Genomic DNA, 15,515 nt, shown 5'->3' on the forward strand with positions numbered 1-15,515 from the left:
CGCAACGAATATCTGCCTACGGTCCACGGCTTCGACGAGTTCCACGGTATCCTCTACCACTTGAATGCAATGGAAGAACCCTACTACCCGGATTATCCGAAAGACGAGAAATTCCGCACAAAGTTTGGCCCGCGCAACATTATCAGTACTGTTGCCACAGACGTCGATGATGCAACGGAGGATCCGCGTTGGGGCCGCGTCGGCAAACAGAAGATCACCGACGCCGGTCCACTTCCGCCGCATCCGGGCATGGACCCCGCCGCAAAGGTGAGCATGGAGGACATCGACGCCGATCTGGTGAAGCGCTCATGCGACTTCATTGAGCGGTCCGTGAAGGCCGAGAAGCCGTTCTTCCTCTGGCACAACTCCACGCGGTGCCATTCCTGGACGCATCTGTCCAAACAATGGGACGGCAAGACCGGCTATGGCTTGTTTGCCGATGCGATGGCCGAGTTGGACTGGGTCGTAGGCGAGCTGCTCGCCAAGCTGGACGAACTCGGCATCGCCGACGAAACGATCGTGATGTTCACCAGCGACAATGGTGCGGAAATCTTCAGTTGGCCCGATGGCGGCAATCATCCGTTCCGCGGCGAGAAAGGCACTGTCTACGAAGGGGGGTTCCGGGTCCCCATGCTCGTCAAGTGGCCTGGGGTCATCAAGCCGGGCACCATTATCAACGAAATCGTGTCGGCTGAAGACTGGATGCCGACCCTCGTCGCGGCTGCCGGCGGCGATCCGGATCTGAAGCAGAAGCTGCTCACTGGCTACAAGGCGGGAACGAAAACCTTCAAAAACCATCTCGACGGCTACAATTTCATGCCGTTCTTCGAAGGAAAGGTAGCGGAAAGCCCCCGCCGGGAATTCTTCTACTTTAGCGACAACGCCGACCTCATGGCCGTGCGCTACAACGAGTGGAAGATCACCTTCAAGACCATCGTCGGCAACCTGTTCACGGGCAAGGAAGACTCTACCAATGTCCCGCTCGTAACCAACCTGCGCGTCGACCCGTGGGAGCGATACCAGACCGAGTCGACGTCCTACGGCGAATGGTGGGGGAAGGCACTGTGGGTCATGATGCCCGCCATGGGTATCATGGGTCAGTTCCTCGCTACCTTCAAAGATTACCCACCCAGCCAAGCTTCCGGATCACTCAGCATTGAGAAGGCATTGCAGGCGTTGCAGGAGGGGGGTCGCAAGAACTGAACAGCGCGCAGCAATCGTGGAGCGACAGCGGACGATGACGGCATAGACATCGTCCGCTCGAAACCGGTCGGGGCGACGTTCAGTCCGAAGCGGGAATGAAGACGCATGAAAGAGTGGCTGATCTATGCGACCGAGAACGCCATCGTCGTCATTGATGCGCTGGCGCTCGTCATCATCGTCGTGGGCACGGTGGAGGCCTTCTTCAGCGGCATGCGTGCGATGCTGGGGGCGCCGTCCGGGCATGAGCGGCGCGACGTCTGGCTGCGCTACGCACGCTGGCTGGTGGCGGGGCTGACGTTCCAGCTTGCCGCTGACATCGTCGAGACTTCGATCACGACCGATTGGAACGCGACAGGGCGGATCGCCGCCGTCGCGCTGATCCGTACCTTCCTCAACTACTTCCTCGATCGCGATCTGGAGGAGGTGCGGGGCCGCCAGCGCGAGATATCCGGAACGCCAGCGAAACCGTTAGAGGAGAGATGACCATGCCAACCAGACGGCGCCTGCTGGCCCTCCTGTTCGCGTTGTCGGTCATCGACGTCGCCGCCGCGCAGCCGCCGACGGATCCGCTGCCATCGTGGAACGATGGTGCGGTCAAGAAGTCCATTACGGATTTCGTCTCGCGGGTGACGACGGAGGGCGGTCCGGACTTCGTGCCCGTCGCCGAGCGTATCGCCACCTTCGACAATGACGGTACGCTGTGGTCTGAACAGCCCGCTTATTTCCAGGCCGCCTTCGCGATCGATCGTGTCAAGGCGATGGCCCCGCAGCATCCGGAATGGAAGAAGCAACAGCCCTTCAAGGCATTGCTCGACGGAGATATGAAAGCGCTGGCGGCCTCGGGGCAAAGGGGCATGCTGCAGATCGTCGCGGCCGCCCATAGCGGCATGACGACGGATGAATTTTCGAAGTCGGTCGTCGAATGGATCGCAACCGCGCGGCATCCGCGCTTCGGCCGTCCCTACACGCAGCTTGTCTATCAGCCGATGCTGGAGCTTCTGGCCTATCTTCGGGCAAACGGTTTCAAGACCTTCGTCGTTTCGGGCGGCGGCGTCGAATTCATGCGGCCATGGATGGAAAAGGTCTACGGCATTCCGCCAGAACAGGTGATCGGCTCCAGTGGCGTCGTCAAATTCGAGATGGGTGCGGAGGGGAAACCGGCGCTGCGCAAGACATCCAAAATCGAGTTCGTAGACGACAATCAAGGAAAGCCTGTCGGCATCAACCGCTTCATCGGCCGTCGCCCAATCTTTGCATTCGGCAATTCCGACGGTGATCTCCAGATGCTGCAATGGACGGCGGCCGGTAAAGGCGCGCGTTTCATGGGGATCGTGCACCATACCGACGCCGAGCGAGAGTACGCGTATGATCGTCAGTCGAAGGTCGGCAAGCTCGACAAGGCGCTGGATGAAGGCACCGCGAAAGGCTGGACAGTGGTCAACATGAAGCAGGACTGGAAGACGGTTTTTCCTTGATCTCGAAGGCACAACCTGAGGAGCAAACGAATGTATAAACCGATGCTTGCTGCTATTATATGCCTTGTCTCCTTTGCCGCGACAGCAGAGGAAGAATCGAAACCTGCGATCAAGAAATGGCGGGCCTGTGCTGACGCTACAGCAACCCGATACGCAAAAAGTACGGAAAGCGCTCTCGTTGTCTCGCGTTTAGCAATATTGTCGTGCCGTGCTGAGAAACAAGCAGCCTGGCAAGCGTTGTCACAGGAAAGCGGGGCACACTTTGCGGACGATTACGTGGAAACAGTCGAGCGTCGTTACACCGATTTGCTAGCAATCGACATCGTGGAAATGCGGCTGAAACATTGAATTGACGCGCAAAGCATCTATGAAAACGCGCCACTGCATGAGCCGTCAGAAAACGGTCTTTGAGATAACGCCGCCAATCCATCGGAATGTGTAGCCGATCTGTTCGTGGATCTCGCAGCGGGACGGTGATTGAGCGCCCAGTGGTTGGCGGTCCGCCGGATGGCCGCGCGTCGCGACGGACCTGCGGTCGCAAGGCCAATCGTGGTCCGGCTGCGATATCGAGGGGCGGAGTCGCTGGATCGCGCCGCGCCAGAGGATGCATTCACAGCAAGAGCAAAACTGATCCTATCTGGCGTGAAGGACGAAAATATTTCGTATCTTTGATGTCACGGGCTGTAGCAGTGCAGGGGGCGCGACTTCTTTGAATAATGTGTTCAAGATATCCACTGCGCACTTGATGACATAGCACATCAAAGTCGTTCCTACCTACACTCGTTGTAGAAGACGTGTGAACTAATAGTAGCCGGACCCGGAGCTCCTCATGGTTCTAATTGCCGTTTTGTACCTGCTGGTCGTTTGGCTCGTCTTCACCAAGCTGAAATGGTTTCGCTGGGGATGGGGGACAGGGACGGCTACCATCCTGATGGGACTATTAGTTTGCGCCCTTTTCGCAGGTTTTCTCAGCTATCTTGCGCCAACCGGACGCGTCGTGGTGCTCAGCCGCGTGATCGAAGTTACGCCAAACGTCTCGGGTCAGATCACCGACATTGCGGTGAAACCGAACCAGATGGTCAAGGCAAAAGCAGTGCTCTTCAAAATAGACCCGGTTCCCTATGAGACCCAGGTACGCGCGCTCAGGGCCCAGCTCGGCTTCCAGGAACTACGCCTATCTCAAATGAAGCAGCTAGAAGCGAGCAGTACCGGCAGAGCTTTCGACGTGCAGGAGCGTCAGTCGGAGGTCGACCAGCTCCAGGCTCAGCTTGAGAAAGCGCAGTACGATCTTGATCAGACAACCGTGGTCGCTTCGGCCGACGGGTATGTCACCAACCTCGCTTTGAGCAAGGGCGACCGAGCGACGTCCTCAAAAGCAGTGATGTCGTTCCTGGTCGCCGACGCAGTACAGCTTGTCGGAATCTTCGGCCAGAATGGTTATCAGACGATCAAGCCGGGGGCCCGCGTCCAGCTCGCGCTTTCCAACAATCCGGGCCATCTGTACGAGTCGGCTATCGGTGACATTGTCAGCGGCGTTGGTGAAGGTCAGATTACATCGTCCGGTACCATCACAAGGGTGACATCGCTATCGATCACATCGGAGTACCCGGCGATGATAAACAGGCCAAATGGCCTTAGCGCAGATTCACTGCGCCCCGGCATGTCTGGAACGGCTACAGTATATGCTCCGAATTCGGCTCCGTTTGATTTCTTTGGCTGGGTACTTCTCTACGGAAGAGCGCTCGCGCTTTATTTGTGACCTCGTGGAGAACCTAGAGACATGTGGCAGATATCAACATGACGCAGACTTGCCCGCCTGACCCAGTCGACGTCGACGGTGTGCTGAGCGAGGAAGTGAGATTCGCATAAGTTACATACGGGATAGCAGCTCGCGATTGAACTTCTCCAGCGGCCTCTCAGCGTCTAGCAACTACGTAATCCTGAGCGCATGGTGCCTCTGTGACACTGTGGCCCTAACTACTTTTGCGAAGGCGCAGTTGGTCGGATTCTATCATACCTGAGGTCAATTGGCGCGGTTCATGGCTCCTGGAGAATATTAAGCACTCATTAACCATGTGCGGTGCTTGTAGGCAGCATGTCATAACGTAGGAAGTCTCCGAATGTTTTCCGCTCATCAATGCCTCGGAATACTAAGCATCGGCTGCTTCCTGCTGATTGCATTGCAGATCGCAACCGGCCTGAGTTTTCGCTGATCCAGTAGCTTTCCCAGATTCCATCTCAGCAAATCTTGTCGGCATCTTTGCGGCCCGGAACCCACGGAGTAACAGTTCGCGACGTTCCGACGCAGTCAATATGACGCGCCTAATTGCGGTTTCCGCTTCGACTCTTCTGGTTTAGCGTTTGGTCGTAGAGCAATTCGATGACGACGCGATCCGCGACCAAGTCTATCTGTTGGCCGAATTCATCACCGTTTTTCGGTGGGATCTGTTCGGAGCGAGGTCTCTGTTGGTGCATCTGCAGCCTTGGCGTCTATTGGGGGCTGAGCCACGTTGTTACGCGAGAGCGAAACCCGGGATAGTCATGGCGACGCATTGGCGCAATTCACACGGCAACAGGTCGAGGCGCTCCGATCGTGCAGCAATCCATGTCTTCATCTCAATTGCGGTCGCCATTCCCGTATTGGCAGGTTCGGCGTGTGCCGTGGCGATGATTGTGAAGTTTCTTCGATGACTCGGCTGCATGGCAAAGTACGGAACTCTCGCGCTGGCAGCGGTCAGCACTGGTCCCTGTAGCCGGCATTGCCTCGCCTCAGCGCTCTCGATCGCGCGGTGCTTAAGTTCGACACCATGACATTCCCGTTGAAATCATCGGCACCAATGAAGCAACAGCGACGATGCTTTAGTGTCTCCCCACATATGACAAGCCTGGTGCGGTGATGGCGTCTCCAGGACATTGAAAATGACGACCGTTGGGATCGCTGCATCAATCAGTCCCGGTGCCAAAGGCCGGAAAGCATTGAGGCAAGCTCTGACAAGTGGCACTATCACCTATGCACTCAATATCTAAGCCGAAATCGACATTCCGCCGCCTGTTGACCAGTGAAGCAGGCGGCGGAATCATTTTGATGATCGCAGCGGCCGCCGCGCTGGTCGTCGCCAATTCTCCTATGGCAACAGCGTATTTCAGAACGCTACAGGTGCATGTTGTCGGCCTTTCCGTGCTTGAGTGGATCAACGATAGCCTCATGGCGGTGTTCTTCTTGATGGTCGGCCTCGAAATCAAACGGGAGTTCATTGAGGGCCAGCTCGCGACTTGGCCGCGCCGGATTCTTCCTGCGATAGCAGCCCTGGGTGGCATGGTCGCCCCGGCGCTTGTTTACGTCGCATTCAACCTCGGCAGTTTCGAGACGCTGCGGGGCTGGGCGATCCCCACGGCGACCGACATCGCCTTTGCGTTGGGCGCGCTGGCTTTGCTGGGCTCACGGATCCCGGCGTCGTTGAAGATTTTTCTGGCAGCGCTTGCCATCCTCGATGATCTCGGCGCTGTCAGCATCATCGCAATCTTTTATACTGACCATCTCGCGCCGGCATGGCTGGCGGCCGTCGTTGCGACATTCGGCATTTTGTTGATGCTCAACTATTTCAGCGTCACAAAGCTGACGCCTTATCTCGTGATGGGTGTCGTCCTTTGGTTCTTCATGCTGAAGTCCGGCGTGCATGCGACGCTTGCTGGCGTTGCGCTCGCGCTGTCGATGCCTCTGGCGCGCACGTCGTCTGCCGATCTTCCGCCCTTGTTGAAGCTCGAGCACGCCATTCAAACGCCGGTTGCCTTTCTGATTGTTCCGATCTTCGGCTTTGCAAATGCGGGTGTTTCGTTCGCCGGCATGGATTGGGCCGTTCTCACGGCTCCCGTGACGCTTGGGGTCGCAGCCGGTCTATTCCTCGGCAAACAGGTGGGCGTGTTTTTGGCGACTTGGGCGGCAGTCGGCCTGAGGCTCGCGGTGCGGCCAGACCATGCCACCTGGCTTCATATTTACGGCGTAGCGCTACTCTGCGGCATCGGCTTCACGATGAGCCTGTTTATCGGAATTCTGGCGTTCCCCGGTGCGGCGGTGCTGCAGAACGAGGTTAAGGTGGGTGTGCTCATCGGCTCGGTCACCGCTGGCGTACTCGGGATGCTCGTGCTGTCCCTTACGAAAGGGAAGACAAGCCAACCGGAAGCGCGTAGCCCCGCCGCTGCTTGATATGCTGCTGCCGATCGCGGGCAGCATCGGCCTCGCTGACAGTCCCATAGGACGTAGCGTGTACGCTGCCGCCTCTGCCGATGCCGCCCATTCCCGGATCACGGCCCATTCGCCGAACAAGGTGGGTTGAATATCCAGTTTGTAGAAGCGCGACATGTTTTGCGTCGGGCCAACGCGGGTGAGCGAGGCGAGGGCCTTTTGAAGCTGGGTCCGGTCTTAGCGCCGCTCGCTGCTTCCTAAAGGGCCCAGTCCTATTGCTGCCGTCCAGAAATCTTGCATTTTGTAAAGATATACATTATGTATGACATTACAAAATGAATAGGAGTCGTTGTGGTGACTTCCATTACGTCAAAACAATGCGCGGCTGCGCGTGCCCTGGTGGGCTGGTCGCAGGACAAGCTCGCGGAGGCGGCACAAATTGCGCGTGCGACTATCGCGACCTTCGAAAATAATTCCCGGATCGAGCCGTCACAGCGGAATCTGAACAGCATCATCGCCAGCCTGGAGCATGCTGGCGTGCAGTTCATTCCTGAAGATGTGCAGGTGGGCCTTGGCCCTGGCGTACGGCTCCGAAAACTGGCTTTGGAGTATTCGAACACGCTACGAGCGGACGGATGGAATCTGATCTTCCCCGTGCGCTTTAAAGGACAGGCCTGCCAAGTAATAATCACACGCGAGATCATCGACGATATCGTGCGCGGTAATGTCCCGACGCCCCACCAGAGGATAAAAGCTGTAGAGGGCCGACTGCCTCAGTTTCTGGCCGCAGTTGAACAGCACCTGAACTCGGTCGCAAAGGTGCCATCCACGGTCACACTGACCATGAGCGACTTTCCGGCCGGCACGTTTTAGCGGCAAGGACATTGGACACGGCAAGCGCTGACGCTTGACGGCCGCTGGCCTGAGTTAACACCGCACTCGTGGATGCACTTTGCATCCGGGTGTGTTGTGGGAACAACCGATGTGGTGACATTGGGAGGCCTCACGCGAATCGTTTGGAGGCTTTGATGAAACCCGCCGACCTGTTTCCGTTGCTTGGCGCCGTTAACAGCGGCTGGACCTTCGCCGCGTTCGTCATCATCGTGGGCGTCTATCTGTATGTCGGTCGTCGTGATACGCCGTAGGGATATCGGCTGTGGCCGCAACTGGGCTTTCAAGTGATGGCAGCCCATGAGAGATCGGTTTTCTGTAAGGGCAAGCTCATCACCGGCACTGCCCGCGAGGCCGCCGATGTCGCGCCCCCCTGGAGCGCCGACAATGATTGACGGCATGGGTGGAACACGATGCTGGTGGTGATCCAAGCTTTAGGATCGCGAGGCGACGTGCAGCCGTTCCTGGCTCTTGGCCAAATGCTGAAGCAGGCTGGACACGATGTCAGGCTCGCAACCAGCCAGGAATTCGCCGTTGCGGTCGAGCAGGCTGGATTGGCCTGGGCGCCGCTTCACATCGACTTCAAGAAGATCATGACGAAACATGCAGGGCAGGAAGCCATAGGCTCCCTGCGCGGGGCCATCAAAGCCGCCCGCGAGGTCAAACCACTGATGCGCATAGTCCTCGACGATGCTTGGGCTGCATCATCGGGCGCCGACCTGCTGATCTACCATCCCAAAATCCTAGCAGGGCCGCATATCGCCGAGAAATTGGGAATCCCCGCCCTGATTGCCTTGCCGATGCCAGGTCTGTCGCCGACCGCTGCGTTTCCGACGCCGCTATTCCGTTGGCCCGTCTGGTCTGGACTGACCAATCGGTTCAGCCACCATCTGGTACTCGCAGCCACGCGGCTGGGGTATCGTGGCATGATCGACGCATGGCGGGACGCCGCGCTCGGTCTACCGCCGGCCGCCACGGTGAAAACATCGATGTTGAACGTCTTGGGCAAGCCCGTTCCACGGCTCTACGGATTTAGCGAGGCCCTTGTTTCCCGACCGGCGGATTGGACCGCCAACGATCACATCACCGGCTACTGGTTCTCAGATCTTGAGCCAGCATGGTCTCCACCCGCCGATTTGGTAGCGTTCCTCGAGGCCGGCCTGATGCCGATTTACATTGGCTTTGGAAGTATGGCGCCAGGGAATGCCGCCGTTCGAACGGCTATTGTCGTCGAGGCCCTAGAACGCGCCGGCTTGCGCGGCGTGCTGGGTCTAGGCTGGGGCGGCATGGAGGAGATCGAGGCGGCGCCGCATGTCCATTTTGTCCATGATGTGCCTCATGAGTGGCTCTTTCCGCGCGTGCAGGCCGTCGTTCATCACGGCGGCTCGGGCACCACGCATGCCGGACTGCGATATGGCCGCCCGACCCTTGTTTGTCCTCTCCTCGGCGATCAACCATTTTGGGGGCGTCGGATCGCTGAACTCGGCGCTGGCCCCGAGCCTCTCCCGATCACGGCATTGAACGTCGATCAGCTTGTCGAGGCCATCGTAGAGTTGGTTTCCAACGAAGCATACGTGACCGGGGCCCGGAGGATTCAGGATCAGATCACGGCGGACGGTCAATCGACAGCCGTTCAGGTTATCGAAGCTCATGCCGCTGTTCGCGCCACGTCACGATCGAGACGTGCTGACCGACGAGGAGACTCGGGCTCGTAGCGTCCACGCTTCCTGCTTTTCTGTAAGTTATATAACCGCGAATACCGGCCCATATTGTGCTCAGCTGATCAGGCTGGTGCCGTGCGCCCGTAGCGCTTTGCCTAGAGGCTTCCAGCTTCGCATGGCATAGCATTCATTGTGGAAAACACTTGGATCGGTCGTGATCCGCTGCATAACGGCGATATGGGCAGCAGTCGAACTATGCATCTAGTTCGCCGAGACGTCCAATAAATACGATTAATGGGCGATCAGAGTCGGCACTGTGATGTTCCTGAGCAGTGATCGTGTCACGCCGCCAAAGATGAATTCCCTAGTTCTGGCATGGCTGTAGGCCCCGAGCACGATCAGGTCCGACCCATCGTGGCTCGCGAATTCGCGAATAATGTCGGCGACGGCTTTGCCGTTGGACTGTCGTTGCTCGACGGCGGCTATGACGCCATGCCGGCAGAGATAGTGCGCTACATCGGCGCCCGGCTGTTCGCCGTGGGACGCATTCTTCTTCGGATCGATCACTAGCACGGTCACGGAGTGCGCGGCCTTCATCAGCGGCAGCGCATCGCTAATTGCCCGCCGCGCCTCCCGGCTCGCATTCCAAGCAAACAGGATTCTATTAGCGACGCTGTCGCTGGTCCAGCTCTCCGGCACGATCAAAAACGGAACACCGGTCGCCAGCAACATTGCCGCCGGAGTACCCTGCGCAGGCAGGCCGCCGGGCGACGGATAGCCAACGATGACTAAGTCACTGTGAAGCGAATGCAGCCGTGCTAGTTCGTCGGCGTTGTTGGCTTCGATGGATCTGAATTCAAAGGCCACGCGCTCGCGGCCGGCTAAGGCCTCGAAATTCTTGATGGCCCCCGCAGCCGCCTCCCGTTCGAACATGCTGTGGCGCTCCACCATTTCGCGTACGGCAATGGCTCCGGCGACGAAGCCATCGGCGGGATTTTGCCGCCAGCCTGTGGGCGCGATGAACACACCGATCAGGTGCGCGTCGTGCTCAGCAGCAAGGCGGACGGCATAACGGGTCCGGACCGCAGCTCCTGGCGAAGGGTCGACGAAAACGATCAGTGACTTGAGGGCCATGGTGCCTATCCGTTCAGTTTGCGCGTGTCGCGTTTGGCAGTTGTAGTGCGAGCGATCTGGCCGGATTGCGCTGGCGGGCCGGTCCACATTGCAGGCCGGGTTGTGCCGGTATGAAGATGACGTCAGCCGTGCCAAGGGGAGGGAGTGACGCACCTGACGTTTTGCACGAGCAGAAGCATGGGCTGGCGCGACTGAACGACCGCTGAACGAATGTGGTGGATAGAGGAGGGCTTAGATGCGACACAAGCTGCGGACCACCGGCATTTCCAGCGCGCAACGCTCATCTCAATTATCCAGCAATTACTTGAGATCAAGCGAGCCTAAGAACAATCGCCAGCCTCTCGCTGCGTTAGATCATGCGTAGATCGATAGGATCATATCGCGGCACGCCTGGATCGTGCCGCAGAAGGGTCGCTGACTGGGAAAGTTCTTCGCGGGTCAATGACCATCAGGTTGCTCGGAAGCGCCAATCTACCGCTGCAATCCTATGCGCGGAGAGTGATGCAAGTCAGGATGGATGACTGACGCTTCGGGATGGGACTTTTGCTCAACTCCGAGAAAGTTCGCTCGATCCCGATTCTTGAAGCCATCGCGCGTTCCCTCGAACTCCCGCTCAGAACGATGGCCTCTCTGCCTGTCGGGCCCGAAACGACGCTCAAGCGATTCTGCTGCCGCCAAATCCAAGGTGGCAATCATTATGATCAGGCAGATAAAATGCAGTACTTTCATCTGTCTGGTTCCTTTCCCGCACGTTGAAACTGCTGTTTCCCAACGATTGAAAACGAGTTGCGACGGTCTTTTAGGCGTCGTCCTCAACGTCTCTCCCGATCGGGGCGTGAACTTAACAGAGCGTAATGCTCCCTCGACGTCGTCCACCCATATTCGGGTGAGCTCGCCGCTTCGAATGGCATCACCGATACGATTCGCATAACATTCATTATGGAATGTTTTCCTACTTGTCGTGGTCGCTTGAAACCGCCGGACTGACCCTGCGGCCGCTGTCGACCGTCCGATGCCAGCACTGCAAAGTAAGGCTTCAAATTATGCCGAGTCCACCCATGAAGATGGTGGACATAACACGCCACCTTACCCGAGAGAGAAAGGTGTTCTTGACGTTCTTTTAGGGTGAGAGTTGAAGACTTTACATCCATGCACCTTCCTTCTGTTGTTTGACGATGCACCGGCAGTCAAAATACGTCGGGCCGAGGTGCATGTCACCGGCTCTGACTTTATTCTTACTCACCACATCGTATACTTCAAACGAATTCCTTGGCGAAAAATCTCCGCAGCCCTGAAATTTGAGTGTAAGCTAGCTTTCCGAGCAAGGTATCCCTGGAGGCTAAAATGCCTGCAACACGTTGGGGGTTTGGTCACTCATGCGACGAGGGTGCGTTTCGGCTATTGGTCGCGTTCGCGGGCATACACGAACCGGCGCGCAGGCAAGGTCTCGTCTATTTAGCCGAATGTTTTGAGCGCGAATCCGTTCCGCCGCGCCACAGGCAGTCCCCGGAGCTGATCCAGGACAACGCGCCAATGCACATTGTGCGCCCGAGCCCTTAGACTTGCTCGCGCTTACGTCGTAGCTGCTCAACAGCTGCCATACCGGCACAAACCATGCCGCCGAACGTGCACTCACCCGCGTTCACGCGCTTAAGTATTTTCTTGGCAATGAAGCAGCGGTTCTTGTAACTGTCCTGCTCGCAAGGCAAGACCTCGCACGCTTTGGTTAGGGCCATTTCCATTTCCAGAATTGCGCGGTTGCCGAAGGCATCGACAACCAACGGCGGTGCTGCGGTAGCTGGCGGTCTGGAGAACACCTCTTCCATAGACATGATGACCTCCTTCTTTTCTCAGAAATCCCGCAGTTACTGTTTTGGTTCCTCACGCGCTCAGATGACTTGTGACGCGCTGCAATGCGCGTTGCGGTATACGATTTCCTGAATCATAATCCCCTCACTTCCAAACGACATCTCAACCTTTTCCGCGGGGGGAACCATGTTCCGCTGCCACTACAACTGCGCCCACTGCAAGCGTTGGTGGACTGAGGTTTGGGACGAAATTGAACCGATGGCGTGCTGGGGCTGTGAAGTCACCGCCCGCCCCTACCGCGCTCAATACGCGAAGCCGACCAGGTTGCTCGACATCTTCCTGCTCACCCCGACCCCAGTCAACTCAAACTCTTCGGAGACGACAATGCTTGAACGAATTTCGACAACCGTGGGTGATATACTCCATTGCGACGGTGCAGTAGCCAGCTCCCTCCCCGAAGGGTTTCCAGTCTAGCTGACTGAGCGGCCAGCGTGGAGCCGTGAGCCCGAATTGTTGCCGGCTCGCTCGTGTCAGTCGCTTCCGGATCGGACGCCAAAGGGGGCGCCCAGCGAATTCATTGCACCGCGGGAAAGTCGATGGCGGTGTCGGTGATGCGGTTGAAAGCGTTGGTGTGAATGTCGTTGTCGCAATTGCCAAGCTGATCTCGACGAGCCGTGTAGCTGGCGCCGGCCAGGCAGCCATCGTCAGCCGCCGCGCTCCATGCAGCTTGAGTCCAAGGCCAGCGTCCCACTGCGCGTCGGTCATCTCGAACAGGTCGATCTGGGGGACCGCCCTCCGCGATGTTGAGCAGGACATCGATCCGTCCGAAGCGCGCTTGCTTTTCCTCGACCACCTTGCCCGGTGTCGCGGGATCGGCGAGATCTGCCTCGATCACGAGAACCTCCCTCCTCTGTTTCTGGATCTCCTCTGCGACGGCTTCCAGCTTATCCCGGCTGTGCGCCACCAGCACCAGTGTTATGAAATCTCTCGCGAGACGACGGATGGCGGTGGCACGACCGATGCCTTGGTTCGCGCCGGTGACGATGGCGACTGACTTCGTCATGTGAATAGGCGCGCGCACGAAGCGCTGTTTGCCTACACTCCGGTGTGCCGACCGGTCTCAATGCTTGGATTCGCGAGATTTGCTCTGGGCCGATTGGAATGCCCTATATTCGGAACAAAGCCCTCCGACGAGGTCATGATGCTGAGAGTCGTATGATTAAACAGCTGGAATGACATGGACCGAGCCCTTCTCAACGAGTGGCAGCGCAAGGACCAACGCCGGCGACGAGATTTGGAAAAAGAGGCTCGTTGTCGCGCTCCTGATGAGCGGCCCCACCCGGCTGCCCGCTGTGGCTCGATCAGGAAACTGACCGAGCGTCTGTGGTACCGACTTCGCCCTCCTGCAGCGCCCTCCCCACAAGCTGCGCCAAGCGCGGATAACCCTCCGGCTCGCCATACGGCGCCGATGGTACGGAGTAGGCGCCGTTATACCAACAGTTTTTGACGTGGCGGTCCGCTTTGGCAGGCATCGCCGGCAATCAAAACAAACAACCCCGGAACTAGGCGCTTCGCTTCTCATTGCACTGTCAATCGAAAGGGAGAAAGCGATGTATCATCACGTCAAAAAGCTTATGTTCACCGTCCGCGTCGATGAGCCAAGCGTAAGTTTTGGCAACATGTTGCTGGAGCAGTTCGGAGGGGCCAACGGAGAACTGGCTGCTGCTATGCAGTATTCCATTCAAGGCCTGAACTGCGAAGATCCTGAGAGGAAGGATCTTCTCATGGACATTGGAACTGAGGAGCTCAGTCATCTAGAGGTCGTCGGCTGCCTCGCGCGGATGCATCTGAAGCCGTCGAAGTTCGACCGTCAGGCCGCCGAAGCGGATCCTCTCATCGCGATAGCCGGCGGCGGCGGCGTCAATCTCTTCAATTCCCAGGGCAATCCGTGGACCGCTGACTACCTCAAGATCACCGGCGAACTGGATGTCGATCTGCGCAGCAATATCGCGGCGGAAGCGAGGGCGAAGATTGTCTATGAAAGGCTGATTAACTTCTGCGACGACGCAGGGACCAAAGACGCCTTGCAGTTTTTGATGACCCGCGAAATCACCCATATGAAGGCCTTCACCGCCGCTCTGGAGAGTATGAAGAAGCCTTCGTTCTCTATTGGGAAGCTCGCGCCGACCCCGGGGTTGGTCGATCAATTCTTCAACGACTCCACCGGCACCGGTGACGACGGGGAGATTGATACGCGGGGTCCCTGGAATCAGGGCGGTGATTGGGACTTCACTGAATCCCCGGCGCTGTCCGAAGCTTCGACCGGGACGTCTCCGATCAAGGCCGAAAGCTCGCCGCCGTTGGCGCCGGAAGGCATTGCGGAACTTCTGGTCGAGGAGCTTCGGGACATCCTTCACGCGGAGAAGCAGCTTACGAAAGCGCTTCCACAGATGGCGGAAGCAGCACGATTCGACAAACTCAGGGAACTGTTCGAGCAGCACGTTGTCGAGACGGAACTACAGATCGATCGCCTGAATGAATGTTTCACCCTTTTAGGCGAGACGGCCCGAGCGAAGCCCTGCAAAGGCATGGCGGGACTGGTCGAAGAAGGCCAGGAGGTCATGGCAAAGGGGGAAGCAAAGGAAGACGCCGCGTCGGACCTCGGTCTTATCGGTGCGGCGCAGCGAGTAGAGCATTATGAGATATCCGCATACACGACCGCGAAGAACCTCGCGCAGCAGCTTCGACATAGCGCCGTTGTCGAACTGCTGTCGATGTCGCTCGCGGAAGAAGAAAACGCCGACCAGTTGCTGAATCAGGTCGCCCGTTCATTGATGTCGGTCGCGCGGATGCCGGCCCCGGTCGAGCAGACGACAATCGAGACCTGACGAAACTTTTTTCAACGAGGCAACCATGACTGATGAACACGCGCCTAGCGCAAGCGCCCAATTGTCGGAAATCAAATCGACCGTAGCCGCCGGCGTTAAATCTGCCGCGACCACCATCAAGGAAGCGATCGAGGAGGGCAGGAAGCCTGGTAACTCGCTGGATACCCTAAGCAAGGTCGTCCGACAGGCGCCTTTGGCCGCATTGGTCGTAGCGTTTCTGATCGGCCGAGCCTCCAAGAGGCGCTGGTGATGCTAGGCGGGACGCTAGGTC

The 15,515-nt window shown here is 57.9% G+C and carries 14 protein-coding genes; 10 read left to right on the forward strand and 4 right to left on the reverse strand.

The genetic code is table 11. The features are described 5' to 3' along the window. The 8 genes from AB8A50_RS30235 to AB8A50_RS30270 all read left to right on the forward strand — a co-directional run. A partial coding sequence (locus tag AB8A50_RS30235; protein WP_439080098.1) for a sulfatase-like hydrolase/transferase occupies positions 1-1,203 on the forward strand: 1,203 nt, incomplete at its 5' end. Between the two features lie 105 nt (positions 1,204-1,308). After that, the gene (locus AB8A50_RS30240; protein ID WP_439066969.1) at positions 1,309-1,686 is read left to right on the forward strand and encodes a DUF1622 domain-containing protein; all 378 of its coding nucleotides are present in this window, start codon (positions 1,309-1,311) and stop codon (positions 1,684-1,686) included. 2 nt (positions 1,687-1,688) lie between these two features. After that, positions 1,689-2,678: an HAD family hydrolase gene (locus AB8A50_RS30245; protein ID WP_439066968.1), complete on the forward strand. Its 990-nt coding sequence runs from the start codon at positions 1,689-1,691 to the stop codon at positions 2,676-2,678. Positions 2,679-2,708: 30 nt separating this feature from the next. Continuing rightward, on the forward strand, positions 2,709-3,026 hold the full coding sequence (locus tag AB8A50_RS30250; protein ID WP_439065974.1) for a hypothetical protein: 318 nt from the start codon (positions 2,709-2,711) through the stop codon (positions 3,024-3,026). A 481-nt stretch (positions 3,027-3,507) separates the two neighbouring features. Continuing rightward, positions 3,508-4,437, forward strand: coding sequence for an HlyD family secretion protein (locus AB8A50_RS30255; RefSeq protein ID WP_439065975.1), 930 nt, complete (start codon positions 3,508-3,510; stop codon positions 4,435-4,437). Between the two features lie 1,251 nt (positions 4,438-5,688). Next, on the forward strand, positions 5,689-6,882 hold the full coding sequence (nhaA, locus tag AB8A50_RS30260; RefSeq protein ID WP_439080106.1) for a Na+/H+ antiporter NhaA: 1,194 nt from the start codon (positions 5,689-5,691) through the stop codon (positions 6,880-6,882). A gap of 333 nt (positions 6,883-7,215) precedes the next feature. Next, a complete protein-coding gene (locus tag AB8A50_RS30265) occupies positions 7,216-7,734 on the forward strand; it encodes a helix-turn-helix domain-containing protein (protein ID WP_439065977.1) in 519 nt (172 codons plus the stop codon). A gap of 431 nt (positions 7,735-8,165) precedes the next feature. Continuing rightward, entirely contained in the window at positions 8,166-9,467 is a 1,302-nt protein-coding gene (locus tag AB8A50_RS30270) for a glycosyltransferase (protein WP_439065978.1), read from the forward strand. Between the two features lie 237 nt (positions 9,468-9,704). Here AB8A50_RS30270 and AB8A50_RS30275 read toward each other — a convergent pair whose 3' ends face one another. The 4 genes from AB8A50_RS30275 to AB8A50_RS30290 form a co-directional block, all read right to left on the reverse strand. Next, a complete protein-coding gene (locus AB8A50_RS30275; RefSeq protein ID WP_439080099.1) occupies positions 9,705-10,547 on the reverse strand; it encodes a universal stress protein in 843 nt (280 codons plus the stop codon). Positions 10,548-11,018: 471 nt separating this feature from the next. After that, positions 11,019-11,276 (reverse strand): hypothetical protein, encoded by a 258-nt coding sequence (locus AB8A50_RS30280; RefSeq protein WP_439065980.1) that lies wholly within the window; start codon positions 11,274-11,276, stop codon positions 11,019-11,021. 827 nt (positions 11,277-12,103) lie between these two features. Continuing rightward, positions 12,104-12,379, reverse strand: coding sequence for a hypothetical protein (locus AB8A50_RS30285; protein WP_439067011.1), 276 nt, complete (start codon positions 12,377-12,379; stop codon positions 12,104-12,106). A 551-nt stretch (positions 12,380-12,930) separates the two neighbouring features. Beyond that, positions 12,931-13,419: an SDR family NAD(P)-dependent oxidoreductase gene (locus AB8A50_RS30290; RefSeq protein WP_439067010.1), complete on the reverse strand. Its 489-nt coding sequence runs from the start codon at positions 13,417-13,419 to the stop codon at positions 12,931-12,933. Positions 13,420-13,966: 547 nt separating this feature from the next. Between AB8A50_RS30290 and AB8A50_RS30295 the strand changes: the two genes are divergently transcribed. Both AB8A50_RS30295 and AB8A50_RS30300 read left to right on the forward strand, forming a co-directional pair. Further along, positions 13,967-15,244, forward strand: a complete 1,278-nt coding sequence (locus AB8A50_RS30295) for a DUF892 family protein (protein WP_439067009.1) — start codon at positions 13,967-13,969, stop codon at positions 15,242-15,244. A gap of 25 nt (positions 15,245-15,269) precedes the next feature. Beyond that, positions 15,270-15,494 (forward strand): hypothetical protein, encoded by a 225-nt coding sequence (locus AB8A50_RS30300; protein ID WP_439067008.1) that lies wholly within the window; start codon positions 15,270-15,272, stop codon positions 15,492-15,494. Positions 15,495-15,515: the final 21 nt, after the last annotated feature.

Origin of the sequence: Tardiphaga sp. 841_E9_N1_2 (genome assembly GCF_051811065.1) — a bacterium.
GTDB classification, from domain to species: Bacteria; Pseudomonadota; Alphaproteobacteria; order Rhizobiales; family Xanthobacteraceae; genus Tardiphaga; species Tardiphaga robiniae.

What these genes read in the sequence shown, in the direction of transcription:
- AB8A50_RS30240 (WP_439066969.1), top strand. Translation starts at nt 1,309, where the DNA reads ATGAAAGAGTGGCTGATCTATGCGACCGAGAACGCCATCGTCGTCATT.
- AB8A50_RS30245 (WP_439066968.1), top strand. Translation starts at nt 1,689, where the DNA reads ATGCCAACCAGACGGCGCCTGCTGGCCCTCCTGTTCGCGTTGTCGGTC.
- AB8A50_RS30250 (WP_439065974.1), top strand. Translation starts at nt 2,709, where the DNA reads ATGTATAAACCGATGCTTGCTGCTATTATATGCCTTGTCTCCTTTGCC.
- AB8A50_RS30255 (WP_439065975.1), top strand. Translation starts at nt 3,508, where the DNA reads ATGGTTCTAATTGCCGTTTTGTACCTGCTGGTCGTTTGGCTCGTCTTC.
- nhaA (WP_439080106.1), top strand. Translation starts at nt 5,689, where the DNA reads ATGCACTCAATATCTAAGCCGAAATCGACATTCCGCCGCCTGTTGACC.
- AB8A50_RS30270 (WP_439065978.1), top strand. Translation starts at nt 8,166, where the DNA reads ATGCTGGTGGTGATCCAAGCTTTAGGATCGCGAGGCGACGTGCAGCCG.
- AB8A50_RS30275 (WP_439080099.1), bottom strand. Translation starts at nt 10,547, where the DNA reads ATGGCCCTCAAGTCACTGATCGTTTTCGTCGACCCTTCGCCAGGAGCT.
- AB8A50_RS30280 (WP_439065980.1), bottom strand. Translation starts at nt 11,276, where the DNA reads ATGAAAGTACTGCATTTTATCTGCCTGATCATAATGATTGCCACCTTG.
- AB8A50_RS30285 (WP_439067011.1), bottom strand. Translation starts at nt 12,379, where the DNA reads ATGTCTATGGAAGAGGTGTTCTCCAGACCGCCAGCTACCGCAGCACCG.
- AB8A50_RS30290 (WP_439067010.1), bottom strand. Translation starts at nt 13,419, where the DNA reads ATGACGAAGTCAGTCGCCATCGTCACCGGCGCGAACCAAGGCATCGGT.
- AB8A50_RS30295 (WP_439067009.1), top strand. Translation starts at nt 13,967, where the DNA reads ATGTATCATCACGTCAAAAAGCTTATGTTCACCGTCCGCGTCGATGAG.
- AB8A50_RS30300 (WP_439067008.1), top strand. Translation starts at nt 15,270, where the DNA reads ATGACTGATGAACACGCGCCTAGCGCAAGCGCCCAATTGTCGGAAATC.